Genomic DNA, 16,168 nt, shown 5'->3' on the forward strand with positions numbered 1-16,168 from the left:
ACAGCGGCGCACTTTGAGGCAGATCCACACACTCAGCCCAAAAAGGAGAAAACCAAGAACTTATCCACATCGTGAGCACCTTCTGCTCACAAAGAGTGTGGGTCAATATTCGATGGAAAACTCGGGTCAGACTTCAGCGGAATTCAACAGAATTTGTATTGGTAGCCAGTTATCTTGTCTGTCTGCCCGGGCTGCCTGTGAAAACTATCTAGCCCACGAAAGTCTCCGGATCGATCACTGAAAGTATTGATAATTCTGTGATCTTTATTAGCCTGGAAAAACAAAAGTAAATCAATTATTCGCGCAAACTCTTTTCCGCCCTCTGTTCCGCTAGGTAGGATTTGCGCCAAAGTTCTTACTTCGGGCAAACGTCGTATCGCGTTCATACTTCATCTCCTTGTTTTAACCGAGCATAGAAGATTCGGAAAGTTTGCGCGAGTCAGAGTTAAATTAAAATTTTTCCAAGAAAAAAGCGCCCGGAGGCGCTTTTTTGGATGGAAGCCGCGGCGAATTACTTCGAAACGACCCGCACCATTTCCAGGCACTTGTTGGAGTAGCCCCATTCGTTGTCGTACCAGGCCACGACCTTGATGAAGGTGCCGTCCAGCGCGATGCTGGCGTCGGCGTCAAACACGCTGGTGCAGGTCTCGCCGCGGAAGTCGGTGGCGACCACCTTGTCTTCGGTGTAGCCCAGGATGCCCTTGAGCGCGCCTTCGCTTTGCGCCTTCATCTCGGCGCAGATTTCTTTCAGCGTGGCTTCCTTGTTGAGTTCGCAGGTCAGGTCGACCACGGACACATCGGAAGTGGGCACGCGGAAAGACATGCCGGTCAGCTTCTTGTTGAGCTCGGGGATCACCACGCCCACGGCCTTGGCCGCGCCGGTGCTGGAAGGAATGATGTTTTCCAGGATGCCGCGGCCGCCGCGCCAGTCCTTGTTGCTCGGGCCGTCCACGGTTTTTTGCGTAGCGGTGGCGGCGTGCACCGTGGTCATCAGGCCGCGCTTGATGCCCCACTTGTCGTTCAGCACCTTGGCGATGGGCGCCAGGCAGTTGGTGGTGCAGCTGGCGTTGGAGATGATGGCCTCGCCCTTGTAGGTCTTGTCGTTGACGCCGAAGACGAACATCGGGGTGTCGTCCTTGGACGGTGCCGAGAAAATGACTTTCTTGGCGCCGGCGGCCAGGTGCTTCTCGCCGGAGGCTTTGTCCAGGAACAGGCCGGTGGATTCGAGCACCACGGTGGCGCCGATGTCGCCCCACTTGAGGTTGGCGGGGTCGCGTTCCTGCGTGAGGCGGATCTTCTTGCCGTTGACGATGAGGGTGTTGCCCTCGACGGACACGTCGCCTTCGAAGCGGCCGTGCACCGAGTCGTACTTCAGCATGTAGGCCAGGTACGCGGGCTCCAGCAGGTCGTTGATGCCGACGATTTCGATGTCGCTGAAGCTCTTGATCGCCGAGCGGAACACGTTGCGGCCGATCCGGCCAAAACCATTAATGCCAAGTTTGATAGTCATCTGCTGTTGCTCCTGGAAGTTGAAATTTCGTTGAATCGGTCGGGCCGTGCCGCGCTTATTTGCGCAACACCTTGCGCACGGTGTCGGCGACGTTCTCGGCCGTGAAGCCGAAATGTTTGAACAGCACCGGCGCCGGGGCCGACTCGCCGTAGCTGTCGATGCCGACGACGGCCGCGCAGCCGTATTTCCACCAGCCGTCGGTCACGCCCATTTCCACCGCGATGCGGGGGATGCCTTCGGGCAGGACTTCGGATTTGTAGGCGGTCTTTTGTTTGTCGAAGGTCGTGGTGCTGGGCATGGAAACCACACGCACGGCGATCTTGTGGGCGGCCAGCAGTTCCTGCGCCTTGAGCGCGAGCTGCACTTCGGAACCGGTGGCGATGATGACGGCCTGGGCCTTTTTGTTCAGGCCGACTTCGGCCGGCTCGGCCAGCACGTAGGCGCCGCGGCTGATGTTGCCCAGGTCATTCTTCGGCGAGTAAGGCAGGTTCTGGCGGCTCAAGAGCAGTGCCGTCGGCTTGTTCTTGTTTTCCAGCGCGACGGCCCAGGCAACGGCCGTTTCGGCCGTGTCGCCCGGACGCCAGACGTCCAGGTTGGGGATCAGGCGCAGGCTGGCGGCATGCTCGATGGACTGGTGCGTCGGGCCGTCTTCACCGAGGCCGATGGAGTCGTGGGTGAACACGTGCACCACGCGCAGCTTCATGAGCGCGGCCATGCGGATGGCGTTGCGGCTGTAGTCGCTGAAGGTCAGGAAGGTGCCGCCGTAAGGGATGTAGCCGCCGTGCAGCGCGATGCCGTTCATGATGGCGGCCATGCCGAATTCACGCACGCCGTAGTTGATGTGGCGGCCGATCGAGCTCACGCCCTCGGCGTTGGCCGTCAGCACGACTTCGCCGTTCATGTCAAAACGCAGGCTGGGCGTGGACTTGGTGTTGGTCAGGTTGGAGCCGGTCAGGTCGGCCGAACCGCCCAGCAGCTCGGGCAGGCCGGCGGTGAAGGCTTCGAGCGCGAGCTGCGAGGCCTTGCGCGAAGCGACGGTCTCGGCCTTGGTGTGCGCGCCGATGACGGTATCGACCGCCAGTTGCGCGAAGGACTTGGGCAGCTCGCCCTTCATCCGGCGGCTCAGTTCGCTGGCGAGTTCGGGATGCGCGGCTTTGTAGGCGGCGAATTTCGCGTCCCAGGCGGCTTCAGCGGCCAGGCCCTTGGCCTTGGCGTCCCAGGCGTCATAGGTTTCTTTCGGCACTTCAAACGGGGCGTAAGGCCAGTTCAGGGCTTCGCGCGTGAGCTTGATTTCCTCGGCGCCCAGCGGCTCGCCGTGGGCCTTGGCGGTGTTGGCGCGGTTGGGCGAGCCTTTGCCGATGTGCGTCTTGCAGATGATCAGCGTGGGCTTGTCGTTGGACTTTTTCGCGCCTTCGATGGCCTGCGAGACCAGCTCGGCGTCGTGGCCGTCGATGGGGCCCAGCACGTTCCAGCCGTAGGCGGCGAAGCGCACGGCGGTGTTGTCGATGAACCAGGGCGCGACCTGGCCGTCGATGGAAATGCCGTTGTCGTCATACAGCGCCACCAGCTTGTTGAGCTTCCAGGCGCCGGCCAGCGCCGCGGCCTCGTGGCTGATGCCTTCCATCAGGCAGCCGTCGCCCATGAACACATAGGTGTTGTGGTCGACGACGGTGTGGCCTTCGCGGTTGAATTCCTTGGCGAGCAGCTTTTCAGCCAGCGCCATGCCGACGGCATTGGTCAGGCCCTGGCCCAGCGGGCCGGTGGTGGTTTCAACGCCGGGGGTGTAGCCGTATTCGGGGTGGCCGGGGGTCTTGCTGTGCAGCTGGCGGAAATTCTTAAGTTCGCCGATCGGCAGCTTGTAGCCGGTCAGGTGCAGCACGGCGTAAATCAGCATGGAGCCGTGGCCGTTGGAGAGCACAAAACGGTCGCGGTCGAACCAGTTGGGGTTGTGCGGGCTGTGCTTGAGGTGGCTGCCCCAGAGGGCGACGGCCATGTCGGCCATGCCCATGGGGGCGCCGGGGTGTCCGGAATTGGCTTGTTGAACGGCGTCCATTGCGAGTGCGCGTATCGCATTCGCCATCATTTGCGTGTTTGCCATGTAGGCTGCTCCGGAGGGGGAAAGATCAGGGGTAACCCGGTATTTTACCGTCTGGCCCCGGCCGGGGAATTTGGCGGGATATGGAACCAAGTTACGGCCTGGACGAGGCCGCGCATCGTCTAAAGTCGGGGGATGCAAGGCCTACACCTGACCGCCGACCTTTACAAATGCCGCTGCGATCCCGCCTGGCTCACCGACGCCGAGCGCCTGGGCGGCTGGTGCGTCGAAACCGTGCGCACGGCCGGCCTGCAGGCCGTCAACCAGCTCTTCCACACCTTTCCCGACACCGTGCACGGCCCGGGCGGCATCACGGCCACGGTGCTGCTGGCCGAATCGCATGTGTGCATTCACACTTGGCCCGAGCAAAAGGCCGTGACGCTGGACGTTTACGTCTGCAACTTCGGCGCCGACCACTCGGCCCGGGCGCGCGGCCTGATGGATGCGCTGGTGCGGCGCTTCAACCCCGAATGGACCGAGCAGCGCTCGCTGGATCGCGGGGATACGCAGTGAGCGGCCCATCCATCAAAGCCATGATCATGGCCGCCGGCCGCGGCGAGCGCATGCGGCCGCTGACCGACAGCACGCCCAAACCCCTGCTGGCGGTGCGCGGCAAACCACTCATTGACTGGCATGCCGAGGCGCTGGCGCGCGGCGGATTTAACGAGCTCGTCATCAACACCGCCTGGCTCGGCGAGCAGGTGGAAAACCATTTCCGGCAGGAAAGCCGCACGCCGCTGTCGATTGCCTATTCGCACGAAGGCATTGATTTCGGCGGCGCGCTGGAAACCGCCGGCGGCATCTCGCGCGCATTGCCGCTGCTGGGCGAGGTGTTCTGGGTGCTGGCGGGCGACGTGTTTGTGCCGGGCTTTGAATTCACCCAGGCCGCCGTGGACCGCTTTGCCGCCGGCGGCAAGCTGGCCCACCTGTGGCTGGTGCCCAATCCGCCGCACAACCCCCAGGGCGATTTCGGCCTGGGCCCGGACGGCCTGGCGCTGAACCTGGCCAAGGGCAGCCCGCAACCCAAGTTCACCTACAGCACCATAGGCCTGTACCGGCGGGAATTCTTCGACGCCATGCCTTTCGGCAACCCGCAAGGCCTCAAAGCCCCACTGGCGCCGCTGCTGCGTACGGCGATGGACAATGGCCAGGTCAGCGCCGAGCTGTACACCGGGCCCTGGACCGACGTGGGCACGCCGGCGCGGCTGGACGAGCTGAACCAGGCCACGACCACACACTAACAACCCCACAAAAAGCGCCGCGCACCATGAGCACCACCACGATTTACCAGAAACGCCGTGCCGCCGTGGCCCGCGCGCTGAAAGCAGCCGGCGGCGGCGTCGCCCTGCTGCCCACCGCGCGCGAATACCCGCGCAACCGCGACAGCGATTTTCCCTACCGGCACGACAGCTATTTCTATTACCTGACCGGCTTTGACGAGCCCGAAAGCTGGCTGGCCATCGACGCCAGCGGCAAGACCACGCTGTTTTGCCGCCCCAAGGACCTGGAACGCGAGATCTGGGACGGCATACGCCTGGGCCCCAAGGCCGCGCCGGCGCAACTAAGCGTGGATGCCGCCTTCAGCACCGAGGCGCTGGACGCGCGCATGCCGGCCCTGCTGGCCAACCAGAAGTCGGTATGGTTCCCGTTTGCCACGCACGAAGGCCTGGACGCCCGCGTGGACGGCTGGCTGGACAAGGTGCGCACCCGCGTGCGCCTGGGCGACGAATGCCCGCAAAGCCGCAATGACCTGTGCGGCGTGCTCGACGAGATGCGCCTCTTCAAGGACAGCCACGAGATCGCCATCCTGCGCCGCGCCGGGAAAATTTCAGCGGGCGCGCACGTGCGCGCGATGCAAACTTCCGCCGCGATGCTGCGCAACCCGGTCAAGGGCGGCCTGCGCGAATACCACCTGGAGGCCGAACTGCTGCACGAGTTCCGCCGCCACGGCTCGCAGTTCCCGGCCTACACCAGCATCGTGGCCGCCGGCGCCAATGCCTGCGTGCTGCATTACCGCGCCGGGGATGCCGAACTCAAGGCCGGCGAACTGTGCCTGATAGACGCCGGCTGCGAGCTCGACGGCTACGCCAGCGACATCACCCGCACCTTCCCGGCCGGCGGAAAATTCACGCCGGCCCAGCGCCGGCTGTATGACATCGTGGTGGAGTCCCAGTACGCCGCGGTCAAAGCCACCAGGCCCGGCAAGCGTTTTAACGACCCGCATGAAGCCGCCTTGCGCGTGCTGGCGCAGGGCATGCTCGACACCGGCCTGCTGCCCAAGGCCAAGCACGGCAAGGTCGACGACGTGCTCGAATCCGGCGCCTACCGCCAGTTCTACATGCACCGCACCAGCCACTGGATGGGCATGGACGTGCACGACTGCGGCGACTACAGCGAACCCGGCAGCAAGCCCCGCCCCGACAAGGACGCCATGGGCCAGCCCATCATGCGCAAGCCCTCGCGCATCCTGCGGCCCGGCATGGTGCTGACGATAGAGCCCGGCATTTATGTGCGGCCCGGCAAGAACGTTCCCAAGGAGTTCTGGAACATCGGTATCCGGATTGAGGATGATGCCTTGGTGACTATCAAGGGGTGTGAGTTGATGACGCGTGGGGTGCCCGTCGATGGGGATGAGATTGAGGCGTTAATGGCGGGTTGAACTGGCCGGGTCTTGCTCCGGCGGCGCGCCTGCCCCTTGCTGAGTACTGCTGGCCGGGGTTGCCCGGCGGCAACTCACTTTTCTTTGCTTCGCCAAAGAAAAGTAAGCAAAAGAAAGGCGACCCTGGTTGCTGCGTCCCCTGCGCTTCGCTCCGGGGCAACCTGCGGTGCTCGGTCCAGCCGGGGTCAAAAACAACTCGCTTCGCTCAAACAAGTTTTTGCCCTGATCCGTCTGGCCCTCCGCTCCTCGGCGCATCCACAAGGGGTGGGAGCGGGGAGAAGAAATACAAACAGCCGAATACCTGAAGAAACAAGGACTCGCCATGGCGAGTCCTTGTTGTATTTGTCTTTCTTGGTATTGGTATTCGGTTCCCGATCCCGATTGCCCCTTGTGGATGCGCCGAGGAGCGCAGGTTCAGGCGGATCAGGGATCGCGTTGTTTGAGCGAAGCGAGTTTAGCGAGACCCCGCCTGAACCGAGCACCGCAGGTTGCCCGTAGCGAAGCGAAGGGACGCAGCAACCAGGGTCGCCTTTTCTTTGGTGACTTTCTTTTGGCGAAGCAAAAGAAAGTTACTGGCCGCCGGGCCACTCCCGGCCAGCAAACCTATGCAAAGGGCACAGGCGCGCAAGCCGGCGCAAGACCCGGCAAAAAATCAATCTTCCAGCTCAGCCCTAGCCATCTCCACATCCAACCTCTCCGTCGCATCCAGCGCCTTGCTGGCCGCAGCCTGCTCATACAACTTGGTGGCTTCCTTCATTTTCTTGTCGCCTTCGAGCATCACCATGCCGTTGGCGTACTCGATCATGCCGATGGCGGAGCCGGGGTGCAGCTTCAGGGCTTCCTTGTAGAGCGACAGGCCCGTGTCTTTCTTGGCGCCGTAGGTCATGCCGCCTATCAGCGAGCCGACCTTGTCGATCACCTCGGCGTGGAAGGCCGCCAGCGCGATGTGGGCGTCGGCGTGTTTGGGGGACAGCTTGATGGCCTGCTCGAGCGCGGTCTTGACCTTGGTGCCCAGGCCTTGGGCCAGGGCCTTGGCCACGCTGATGCCCTGGCTGTAGCGGCCCAGCGCATAAGCCTGCCAGTACCAGGCGTTGGCGTTTTTCGGGTCGTCCTTTTGCTGGGCCTCGGCGCGCGCGGCGACTTCCATGAAGAGGTCGAGCTTGGTTTTTTCCTTGGTTTCCAGGTAGGTGGCGTACATGCTGGCGGCCTTGTTGGCCACGGTGATGCCGTCGCCGCCGGCTTTCAGGCCGGCGTCAAAGGCTTTCTGGAATTCGCCGTTGTGAAACAGTACCCAGGCCTGCAGCACGGCGGCGTCTTTGGGCAGGGGTTCGCAGTCGCCCAGGTGCAGGCGGGTCCAGCTCTTTTTCAGGCCGGCGGCATCGAATGCGTAGTCGCCGGTATGGGGAAAGGCAGTCCATTTGGCCATGTGTCTTGTCTCCTGATAAAAATTGTTGGTGTTATGGGTAAGCGGGCTGCGGGGAACTCAGGCCGGGTTGCTGTACGCGCCGACCAGGGCCTGCAGGTGCGCGCGCTGGCTTTTTTCGAGGTAAGGAATCAGCAAATTGAGCACGTGGTGCGCGCCGCGCAGCAACGCGGCCTGCGCGTTGGCCGGCTCCAGCGCGTTGCGCGGGTCGCGCACGTACTCGAAACTGAGCCAGTAAGTGAGCACCACCACCATGCTGGTGGCCGTGGCCTCGACTTCGCGTGAATCGATGGTCACGGCGCCGGCGCGGCTCATGCCGTCGAGCAGGCCCTTGATGGCGCGCGTCTTGTTCTTGAGCACCCACTGGAAGTGGGTTTCCAGCCGGCGGTTCTTGCTCAGCAGGTCGTTCAGGTCGCGGTAGAGGAAACGGTACTGCCAGATCAGCTCGAACAGCGTGTGCATGAAGAACCAGGCGTCTTCCACGTCGCGCACGCCGTCGCTGGCGTTGAGCAGCTCGCCCAGGGATTTTTCGTAACGGTCGAACAGCGAGTTGATGAGCTCGTCTTTGGCCGGGTAGTGGTAGTAGAGGTTGCCGGGGCTGATGTTGAGCTCGGCCGAGATCAAGGTGGTCGACACATTGGGCTCGCCAAAGCGGTTGAAGAGGTCCAGGGTGACCTCCAGAATCCGCTCTGCTGTACGGCGCGGCGCTTTTTTCGCCATAAGTTGTCTACCTCGTATTGTTCTTTAACTCTAACCCAGCGTGCCCCGCCGCGAAACTAGGGAAGTCCATCAAAGCCCGGCAACCCGGAGAACCTTTGGATTACGCCGCGAGCGCCCGGCGGGAGTCGGGCCGCAGCGCATGGCTCAAATCCTCCATCACCTCCTCCAGCGAGGCGATGGCGCGGCCCACGCGGGTGGCGGCCGGCCTTGTGGCCGCCAGGTGGCGCTTGGGGTCTTCCAGCACCTCCAGGTTCAGGCTGACGCCGTGCCTGGCTAGCTTGGCCGACAGCGTGGTCTTGCGCGAGCGCAGCATTTGCCGGGTCTTCTGGTAGGCGTGCTCGGCCAGTTCGCGGCGCTGGCGGTAGCTGAAGGTGTTGGCCAGGAACATCTCGGCGTCGCGGTGGTCGGGCTCCAGCAGCACGATGTCGGTGTCGGGGTAGGCGTGCTCGTAGTGCTTCATGCCCAGTTCCAGCCGCGAATGGATCATGGAGCGGAAGGTCTGGCTCATCACCGCGGGCAGGCCGCCGCTCACGATGCGCGGGATGGCCTGTTTCACGGCGGGCAGGCCGCGGCGCATGACGCGCTGGTCCATGGCCAGCTCGGGCGCGCGCGTGGAATTGAAGGGCACCAGCGGGTTCAGGCAGAACATCAGGTCTATGCCCTCGTCCATGGCCACGCCGGCGTGCATGGTCTTCTTGAGGGCGCCGTCCACGTAGTAGTGCTTGTCAATTTCAACGGGAGGGAACAGGCCGGGCAGGGCCGAACTGGCCTGCACAGCCTTGGAGATGGGCACGTGGTCCCAGCCGGGACGGCCGAAAGGCGCGGCGTCGCCGCTGTCCAGGTTGGTCGCGACCAGCGTCAGGCGGGTGCCGAGCTTGCGGAAGTCGTTGGTGCGCCCGGGTTTGGAGAACAGTTTTTCGAGTTGCGTGTCGACTTCGTCGTTAGAGAAAATTCCCGTGGGCAGGGCCGGCCCCAAGGCTTCCAGCGCATGGACAAATGACTTGCGCCCGAAGCTTGCGCGCCACGCGGCCGATGCGAGCAGGCCGGGCAGCATGATGCCGCGCCGCAGGAATTCGCCATACGCGGGCACCATCAGCCAGGCCGGGTCGAACACCTCCGAGGACTGGTCATCGTTTTCAATAAAGGCCGCGCAGAGTTCGCGCGGCGTCATGCCGTTCGCCAGGCCCGCGGCGATAAATCCGCCGGCCGAGACGCCGACGTAGTGGTGCAGCTCGGTGAAGGAAATGCCCTGCAGGGATTCGTCGAGCGCGCACAACGCGCCTATCTCGTAAATGGCGCCCAACGGACCGCCGCCGGCGAGTGCCAGGGCAATGCGCGGCTTGCCGGATGGGGATTTACTTTTTGAACGCTTGGCTGAGGTCATGGAAAGAAAGTGTAGACGGCGGCCCAATGAATATTTGCTGCTGTGCAGCAAAGCGGCGCGGGTGACGTGATGCGCACAGGCGAAAAAAAAGGGACGGCATGTCCCTTTTTGGGGTGAAGCCCGCCGCGCTTAAGCCGACTTGCGTGCGGCCGGGCGTTTGGCCGGTGCTTTCCTGGCGGCAGGCTTTGCGGCGGTCTTGGCTGCCGTCTTGGCGGCGGGGGCCTTGGTGCTCATCTTCTGCACGTTGCGGTTCAGTTCGTCAATCCGCGCGATCAGCGCGTCCACGTCCTTTGCGGAAGGCACGCCGAGCTTGTTCAGGGCTTTGGCGACGCGGTCTTCGAAGATGGTTTCCAGCTTGTCCCACTGGTGGCCGGCTTTGGATTGGATGTCGGTGGCCATGGTGGCCATCTTGTTGGTGGCTTCGGAGATTTTTTCCTCGGCGACGGCCTGGGTCTTGCGCTGGATGGACAGGCCTTCCTTGACCAGGGTCTCAAACACTTTGCCGCCTTCTTCCTGCGCCTTGGAGAAGGCACCCAGGCCGGCCAGCCAGATTTGCTGTGCGGATTCCTTGACGGCACCCGACAGCTGGGGACCGGTTTTTTTGTCGGCGCTCATTTTTTGCAGTTTCTTGACCATGATGGACTCCAGACGGTTTATGGTTGTGAAGGTTGCGCGAACAGTATGCCGCACAGACTGGAAAATATAAGCCTTACTCGCGGCGGTGTTTAGGTGCCCCGCTCTATGGAAAAGCGCGCCGCAAGCCGCTGAGCGCGGGTTTCTGCTGAATAGAGAGTCATGCGCTTTAAGCAAGAATCGCTTTTTGATCGACAGTTCAGCGGAGAACACACAACATGCATTATTTCGTCACGGGGGCCACAGGCTTCATCGGCAAGCGCCTGGTCAAAAAACTTCTGGAACGAAAAGGCACGACCGTTCATTTCCTGATCCGCAAGGAGAGCGCGGGCAAAGTGGCGGCGCTGAGGGAATACTGGGGTGTGAGCCCCGCGCGGGCCGTCGCGGTGCACGGCGACCTGACGAGCAAAAAACTCGGCGTCAGCAGCGAGGACGTCAAGAAGCTCAAGGGCCAGGTCGGGCATTTTTACCACCTGGCCGCGGTCTACGACCTGGGCGCCGACGAGGAAAGCCAGATCGCCGTCAACATCGAAGGCACGCGCAGTGCCGTCGAGTTCGCCAAGGCCATCGATGCCGGGCACTTCCACCATGTGAGCTCTATCGCCGCGGCCGGCCTCTATGAAGGCGTGTTCCGCGAAGACATGTTCGAGGAGGCCGAGAACTACGAGCATCCGTACTTCATGACCAAGCACGAGAGCGAAAAAATCGTGCGCAAGGAATGCAAGGTGCCCTGGACGGTGTTTCGCCCGGCCATGGTGGTCGGCGACAGCACCACCGGCGAGATGGACAAGATCGACGGCCCCTACTACTTCTTCAAGCTGATCCAGCGCATGCGCCAGCTGCTGCCGCCCTGGATGCCGGCCGTGGGCCTGGAAGGCGGGCGCATCAACATCGTCCCCGTTGACTTCGTCGTCGACGCGCTGGACCACATCAGCCACAAGACCGGCATCGCCAAAAAGTGCTTCCACCTGGTGGACCCGGTGGGCTACCGCGTCGGCGACGTGCTGGACATCTTCAGCCGCGCGGCCCATGCGCCCAAGATGAACCTGTTCGTGAACGCCGCCTTGCTGGGCTTTATCCCGCGCGGCGTCAAAAAGAGCCTGATGGCGCTGGCGCCCGTGCGGCGCGTGCGCAATGCGATCATGGCCGACCTGGGCCTGCCCGAGGACATGCTGACCTTCGTCAACTATCCCACCCGCTTCGACTGCCGCGAAACCATGGCCGCTCTGAAGGGGGCCAACATCGAGTGCCCCAACCTCAAGGACTACGCCTGGCGCCTGTGGGATTACTGGGAGCGCCACCTGGATCCCGACCTGCACATCGATCGTTCGCTGCGGGGCACGGTGGGCGGCAAGGTGGTGCTGGTCACCGGCGGCTCATCCGGCATAGGCTTGGCCGCGGCGCACAAGTTCGCCGAAGCCGGCGCGGTCACTGTCATCTGCGGGCGCGACCAGGACAAGCTCGACGAGGCCTGCAAGGAAGCCAAGGCCAAGGGCTACCACTTCGTGGCCTATCCGGCCGACATCGCCGACATGGCCGACTGCGACCGCTTCCTCAAGTTGCTGATCGCCAACCACGGCGGCGTCGACTTCCTGATCAACAACGCCGGCCGCTCCATACGCCGCGCGATCGAGGCCAGCTACGACCGCTTCCACGATTACGAACGCACCATGCAGCTCAACTACTTCGGCTGCCTGCGCGTGACCATGGGGCTGCTGCCCGGCATGGCGGCCAAGCGCAAGGGCCACGTGGTCAACATCAGCTCCATCGGCGTGCTGACCAACGCGCCGCGCTTTTCGGCCTACGTGGCCTCCAAGGCTGCGCTCGACGCGTGGACGCGCTGCGCTTCGAGCGAGTTCGCCGACGTGGGCATCAGCTTCACGACCATCAACATGCCGCTGGTGCGCACGCCCATGATCGCGCCCACCAACCTGTACAACAACGTGCCGACGCTGTCCCCCGAAGAGGCCGCCGACATGATCGCGCAGGCCTGCATCTTCAAGCCGGTGCGCGTGGCCACGCGCCTGGGCATCACCGGCCAACTCATGCATGCGCTGGTGCCGCGCGTCGCGCAGATCGCCATGAACACCAGTTTCCGCATGTTCCCCGACTCTTCGGCCGCCAAGGGCGACAAAGGCGCCAAACCGCATCTCTCCGCCGAAGCCGTGGCCATGCAGCAGATGATGCGCGGGATTCACTTCTGACCGGGGAGGGGCAAAGCCCTTGCGGGGCGGCCTTCGCTTCGGGGCGGTTTCCCTCTGATCCGCCGGCTTTCTTCATGACCGCCGCCTCAGGGTCAAAGGCATAATGCAAGCCGGTGCCGCGCAGCACCGGCACATGGAAGGGGAGTTCATGATTTTGGTTACAGGGGGAGCCGGATTTATCGGCGCCAATTTTGTTCTTGACTGGGTGGCGGGCACCGATGAGCCGGTCGTCAACCTCGACAAGCTCACCTACGCCGGCAATATGGAAACCCTGGCGCCTCTCAAAGGCGATCCACGGCATATTTTTGTCAAAGGCGACATCGGCGACAGCGCCCTGGTCGCGGGCCTGCTGGCCACGCACAAGCCGCGCGCCATCGTCCATTTCGCGGCCGAATCGCACGTGGACCGGTCCATTTCGGACCCCGAAGCATTCATCCAGACCAATATCGTCGGCACCTTTCGCCTGCTGGAGGCCGCGCGCCAGTTCTGGGCCGGCCTGCCGGCCGGCGAAAAAAGCGCATTCCGCTTCCTGCAGGTTTCCACGGACGAGGTCTACGGCTCCTTGCGGCCCACTGACCCGGCCTTCAGCGAAACCAACCGCTATGAGCCGAACAGCCCCTATTCGGCCAGCAAGGCGGCCAGCGACCACCTGACCCGGGCCTACCACCACACCTATGGCCTGCCGGTGCTGACCACCAACTGCTCCAACAATTACGGTCCCTACCATTTCCCGGAAAAACTGATCCCGCTGATGATCGTCAACGCCCTGGCCGGCAAGCCCCTGCCGGTGTATGGCGACGGCCAGCAGGTACGCGACTGGCTGTACGTCAAGGACCACTGCAGCGGAATCCGGCGCGTGCTGGAGGCCGGCAAACCCGGCGAGGTCTACAACATAGGCGGCAACAACGAAAAACCGAACATCGACATCGTCCACGCGGTGTGCGCGCTTCTGGATGAGCTGCGCCCGCGCGCCAACGGCAGCTACCGTGAGCAGGTGGCCTTCATCAAGGACAGGCCGGGCCATGACCGCCGCTATGCGATCGATGCCAGCAAGATGACGCAGGAACTGGGATGGAAGCCCGCTGAAACCTTTGAAACCGGCATCCGCAAGACCGTGCAGTGGTACCTGGACAACCCCGAATGGGTCACCCATGTGCAAAGCGGCGCCTACCGCGACTGGGTTGAGGCCCAGTATGCGGCGACGGCCGCGTGACCGCGCCCATGAAAATTCTGCTTTTCGGCAAGAACGGGCAAGTGGGCTGGGAGCTGCAGCGCAGCCTGGCGCCGCTGGGCGAGGTGGTCGCGCTCGATCGCCACAGCAAGGACTTTTGCGGCGACCTTGCCGACCTGAGCGGAATCCGCGAGACGGTGCAACGTATCCGCCCTGACGCCATCGTCAATGCCGCAGCCTATACCGCCGTCGACAAGGCCGAAAGCGATTCGGCCACGGCGCATACCATCAATGCCGAAGCACCGGGCGTGCTGGCCGAAGCGGCCGATGCCGCCGGCGCATGGCTGCTGCACTATTCGACCGACTACGTCTTTGACGGCAGCGGCAGCAAGCCCTGGGAAGAGGCCGACCCCACAGGCCCGCTCAGTGTGTACGGCCGGACCAAGCTGGAAGGCGAGCAGCGCATCGCGGCCCGGTGTGCCCGGCACCTCATTTTGCGCACCAGCTGGGTCTATGCGGCGCGCGGCGGCAACTTCGCCAAAACCATGCTGCGCCTGGCCGCGGAGCGCGACCGCCTGACGGTCATCAACGACCAGTTCGGCGCGCCGACGGGGGCCGATCTGCTGGCCGACGTCACGGCCCACATGCTGCGCAGCGCGCTCGCGGGGCCTGCCGCACGCCTTGACGGGACCTACCATGTGGCGGCCGCGGGCGAGACGACCTGGCACGGCTATGCGCAGTTTGTCCTCGACTGCGCCGCCAGGAACGGCGCGCTGCTTAAAGCCACGCCGGGCACCGTGGACCCCGTTCCCACATCGGCTTTCCCGACGCCGGCGGTGCGTCCTCATAACTCACGCATGAGTACGGCCAGGCTTGAACAGTCATTTGGCTTTCAGCTTCCTGTTTGGCAGCAGGGCGTTGCCCGCATGCTGGCTGAAATTGGTGACACTCTGGCATCGCCGCGTTGAACGGGGAGTGGCTGGGCTTGGCCGGACCGGGAAGATGGCTGGGCTGATAGTGCGCGTGCTAACATCAAACTCCTCCAAAAAAGCACCCGCCTACAGTGAAATCAAGCCTCATTTCTAAGCTCAAAAGCAAAAAAGCCGTCATTGGGATTGTGGGTTTGGGATACGTGGGCCTGCCTCTGCTCCTTCGCTACTGCGAGATGGGCTACAAGGTCATCGGCTTCGACATCGACGAGGCCAAAGTGCAGGCATTGCGGGACGGCCAGAGCTACATTGAGCACATTTCCGCGCAAGCGATTGGTGCGGCAGTGAAGCAGGGGTTTGAGCCGACCACGGACTTTTCGCGTGTTGCAGAGGCGGATGCGCTGATACTGTGTGTGCCGACGCCGCTCAACAAGCACCGCGAACCCGATCTGAGTTTTGTCCTGAATACGACGGACTCCTTGCTGCCCTACCTGCGTACCGGTCAGGTGGTTTCATTGGAAAGCACGACTTACCCCGGCACGACGGATGAAGAGTTGCTGCCCCGCATCGAGTCTCGCGGACTGAAGGTAGGTGAAGATGCCTTCCTGGTGTTTTCGCCGGAACGGGAAGATCCCGGAAACCCGAATTTCACGACTCGCACCATTCCCAAGGTGTGCGGCGGGCATACCGCGCAATGCCTTGAGGTCGGCTTGGCGCTTTACGGACAGGTGATCGACCAGGTTGTCCCCGTCAGCTCGACGCGCGCCGCCGAACTGACCAAGCTTCTCGAGAACATCCACCGCGCGGTCAACATCGGCCTGGTCAACGAGATGAAGATCGTTGCCGACAAGATGAATATCGACATTCACGAAGTCATCCGGGCCGCCGCAACCAAGCCCTTCGGCTTTGTCCCCTATTACCCCGGCCCGGGCCTGGGCGGGCACTGCATTCCCATAGACCCGTTCTACCTGACCTGGAAAGCCCGCGAATACGGGGTGCACACCCGGTTCATCGAGCTTGCTGGCGAGGTGAACTCCTCCATGCCCGATTACGTCATCGCAAAGGTGGCTTCCGCGCTCAATGCGGCCAAGAAGTCCATCAACGGCTCCAGGGTGCTGGTACTGGGAATTGCCTACAAAAAGAACGTGGACGACATGCGCGAATCGCCCTCGGTCGTGCTGATGGAGAAGCTTCGCGAGCTTGGCGCGGATGTTTCCTATAGCGATCCCCATATACCGGTATTCCCCAAAATGCGGGAACACAGCTTCAACCTGTCGAGCGTGCCGTTGACGGCGTCCGCGCTGTCGCAGTACGACTGCATCCTGCTGGCGACCGATCACGAAAAATTTGATTACACCCTGATCAAGGACAACGCCAAACTGATCGTGGACTCCCGCGGTCGTTATCGCGAGTCGGCTTCGCATATTGTGAAAGCCTGAC

At 62.9% G+C, this 16,168-nt stretch carries 13 protein-coding genes; 7 read left to right on the forward strand and 6 right to left on the reverse strand.

Features of this window, described 5'->3' with window-relative positions; genetic code table 11:
- Positions 1–511: 511 nt before the first annotated feature.
- Both gap and tkt read right to left on the reverse strand, forming a co-directional pair.
- On the reverse strand, positions 512–1,510 hold the full coding sequence (gene gap, locus ACLV74_RS02530) for a type I glyceraldehyde-3-phosphate dehydrogenase (protein ID WP_411877796.1): 999 nt from the start codon (positions 1,508–1,510) through the stop codon (positions 512–514).
- Between the two features lie 55 nt (positions 1,511–1,565).
- Positions 1,566–3,608, reverse strand: coding sequence for a transketolase (gene tkt, locus ACLV74_RS02535; RefSeq protein ID WP_411877797.1), 2,043 nt, complete (start codon positions 3,606–3,608; stop codon positions 1,566–1,568).
- A gap of 132 nt (positions 3,609–3,740) precedes the next feature.
- Here tkt and speD point away from each other — a divergent pair, with 132 nt between their 5' ends.
- From speD to ACLV74_RS02550, 3 genes are read left to right on the forward strand one after another with little or no spacing between them, the layout of a single operon-like run.
- Complete coding sequence (speD, locus tag ACLV74_RS02540; RefSeq protein WP_411877798.1) at positions 3,741–4,118, forward strand: adenosylmethionine decarboxylase; 378 nt, start codon at positions 3,741–3,743, stop codon at positions 4,116–4,118.
- A gap of 20 nt (positions 4,119–4,138) precedes the next feature.
- Positions 4,139–4,846, forward strand: coding sequence for an N-acetylmuramate alpha-1-phosphate uridylyltransferase MurU (gene murU / locus ACLV74_RS02545; protein WP_411878038.1), 708 nt, complete (start codon positions 4,139–4,141; stop codon positions 4,844–4,846).
- A 26-nt stretch (positions 4,847–4,872) separates the two neighbouring features.
- Entirely contained in the window at positions 4,873–6,264 is a 1,392-nt protein-coding gene (locus tag ACLV74_RS02550; RefSeq protein WP_411877799.1) for an aminopeptidase P N-terminal domain-containing protein, read from the forward strand.
- Positions 6,265–6,916: 652 nt separating this feature from the next.
- On the opposite strand, the gene ACLV74_RS02555 is transcribed toward ACLV74_RS02550, so the two are convergent.
- The 4 genes from ACLV74_RS02555 to ACLV74_RS02570 all read right to left on the reverse strand — a co-directional run bounded on the left by ACLV74_RS02555 (position 6,917) and on the right by ACLV74_RS02570 (position 10,427).
- Complete coding sequence (locus ACLV74_RS02555; protein ID WP_411877800.1) at positions 6,917–7,690, reverse strand: hypothetical protein; 774 nt, start codon at positions 7,688–7,690, stop codon at positions 6,917–6,919.
- Between the two features lie 57 nt (positions 7,691–7,747).
- Positions 7,748–8,407, reverse strand: a complete 660-nt coding sequence (locus ACLV74_RS02560) for a TetR/AcrR family transcriptional regulator (RefSeq protein WP_411877801.1) — start codon at positions 8,405–8,407, stop codon at positions 7,748–7,750.
- Between the two features lie 100 nt (positions 8,408–8,507).
- A complete protein-coding gene (locus tag ACLV74_RS02565; protein ID WP_411877802.1) occupies positions 8,508–9,791 on the reverse strand; it encodes a patatin-like phospholipase family protein in 1,284 nt (427 codons plus the stop codon).
- 129 nt (positions 9,792–9,920) lie between these two features.
- Positions 9,921–10,427, reverse strand: a complete 507-nt coding sequence (locus ACLV74_RS02570; RefSeq protein WP_411877803.1) for a phasin family protein — start codon at positions 10,425–10,427, stop codon at positions 9,921–9,923.
- A gap of 215 nt (positions 10,428–10,642) precedes the next feature.
- Here ACLV74_RS02570 and ACLV74_RS02575 point away from each other — a divergent pair, with 215 nt between their 5' ends.
- The 4 genes from ACLV74_RS02575 to ACLV74_RS02590 all read left to right on the forward strand — a co-directional run bounded on the left by ACLV74_RS02575 (position 10,643) and on the right by ACLV74_RS02590 (position 16,167).
- The gene (locus ACLV74_RS02575) at positions 10,643–12,628 is read left to right on the forward strand and encodes an SDR family oxidoreductase (protein WP_411877804.1); all 1,986 of its coding nucleotides are present in this window, start codon (positions 10,643–10,645) and stop codon (positions 12,626–12,628) included.
- 148 nt (positions 12,629–12,776) lie between these two features.
- Positions 12,777–13,841 carry a dTDP-glucose 4,6-dehydratase gene (gene rfbB / locus ACLV74_RS02580; RefSeq protein WP_411877805.1) on the forward strand — a complete coding sequence of 355 codons (1,065 nt, stop codon included), beginning with the start codon at positions 12,777–12,779 and terminating at the stop codon, positions 13,839–13,841.
- A gap of 8 nt (positions 13,842–13,849) precedes the next feature.
- On the forward strand, positions 13,850–14,767 hold the full coding sequence (gene rfbD / locus ACLV74_RS02585) for a dTDP-4-dehydrorhamnose reductase (RefSeq protein WP_411877806.1): 918 nt from the start codon (positions 13,850–13,852) through the stop codon (positions 14,765–14,767).
- A gap of 95 nt (positions 14,768–14,862) precedes the next feature.
- A complete protein-coding gene (locus ACLV74_RS02590; RefSeq protein ID WP_411877807.1) occupies positions 14,863–16,167 on the forward strand; it encodes a nucleotide sugar dehydrogenase in 1,305 nt (434 codons plus the stop codon).
- Position 16,168 lies beyond the last annotated feature (1 nt).

It is taken from the genome of Polaromonas sp. YR568 (assembly GCF_943369415.1).
GTDB lineage: Bacteria > Pseudomonadota > Gammaproteobacteria > Burkholderiales > Burkholderiaceae_C > Polaromonas.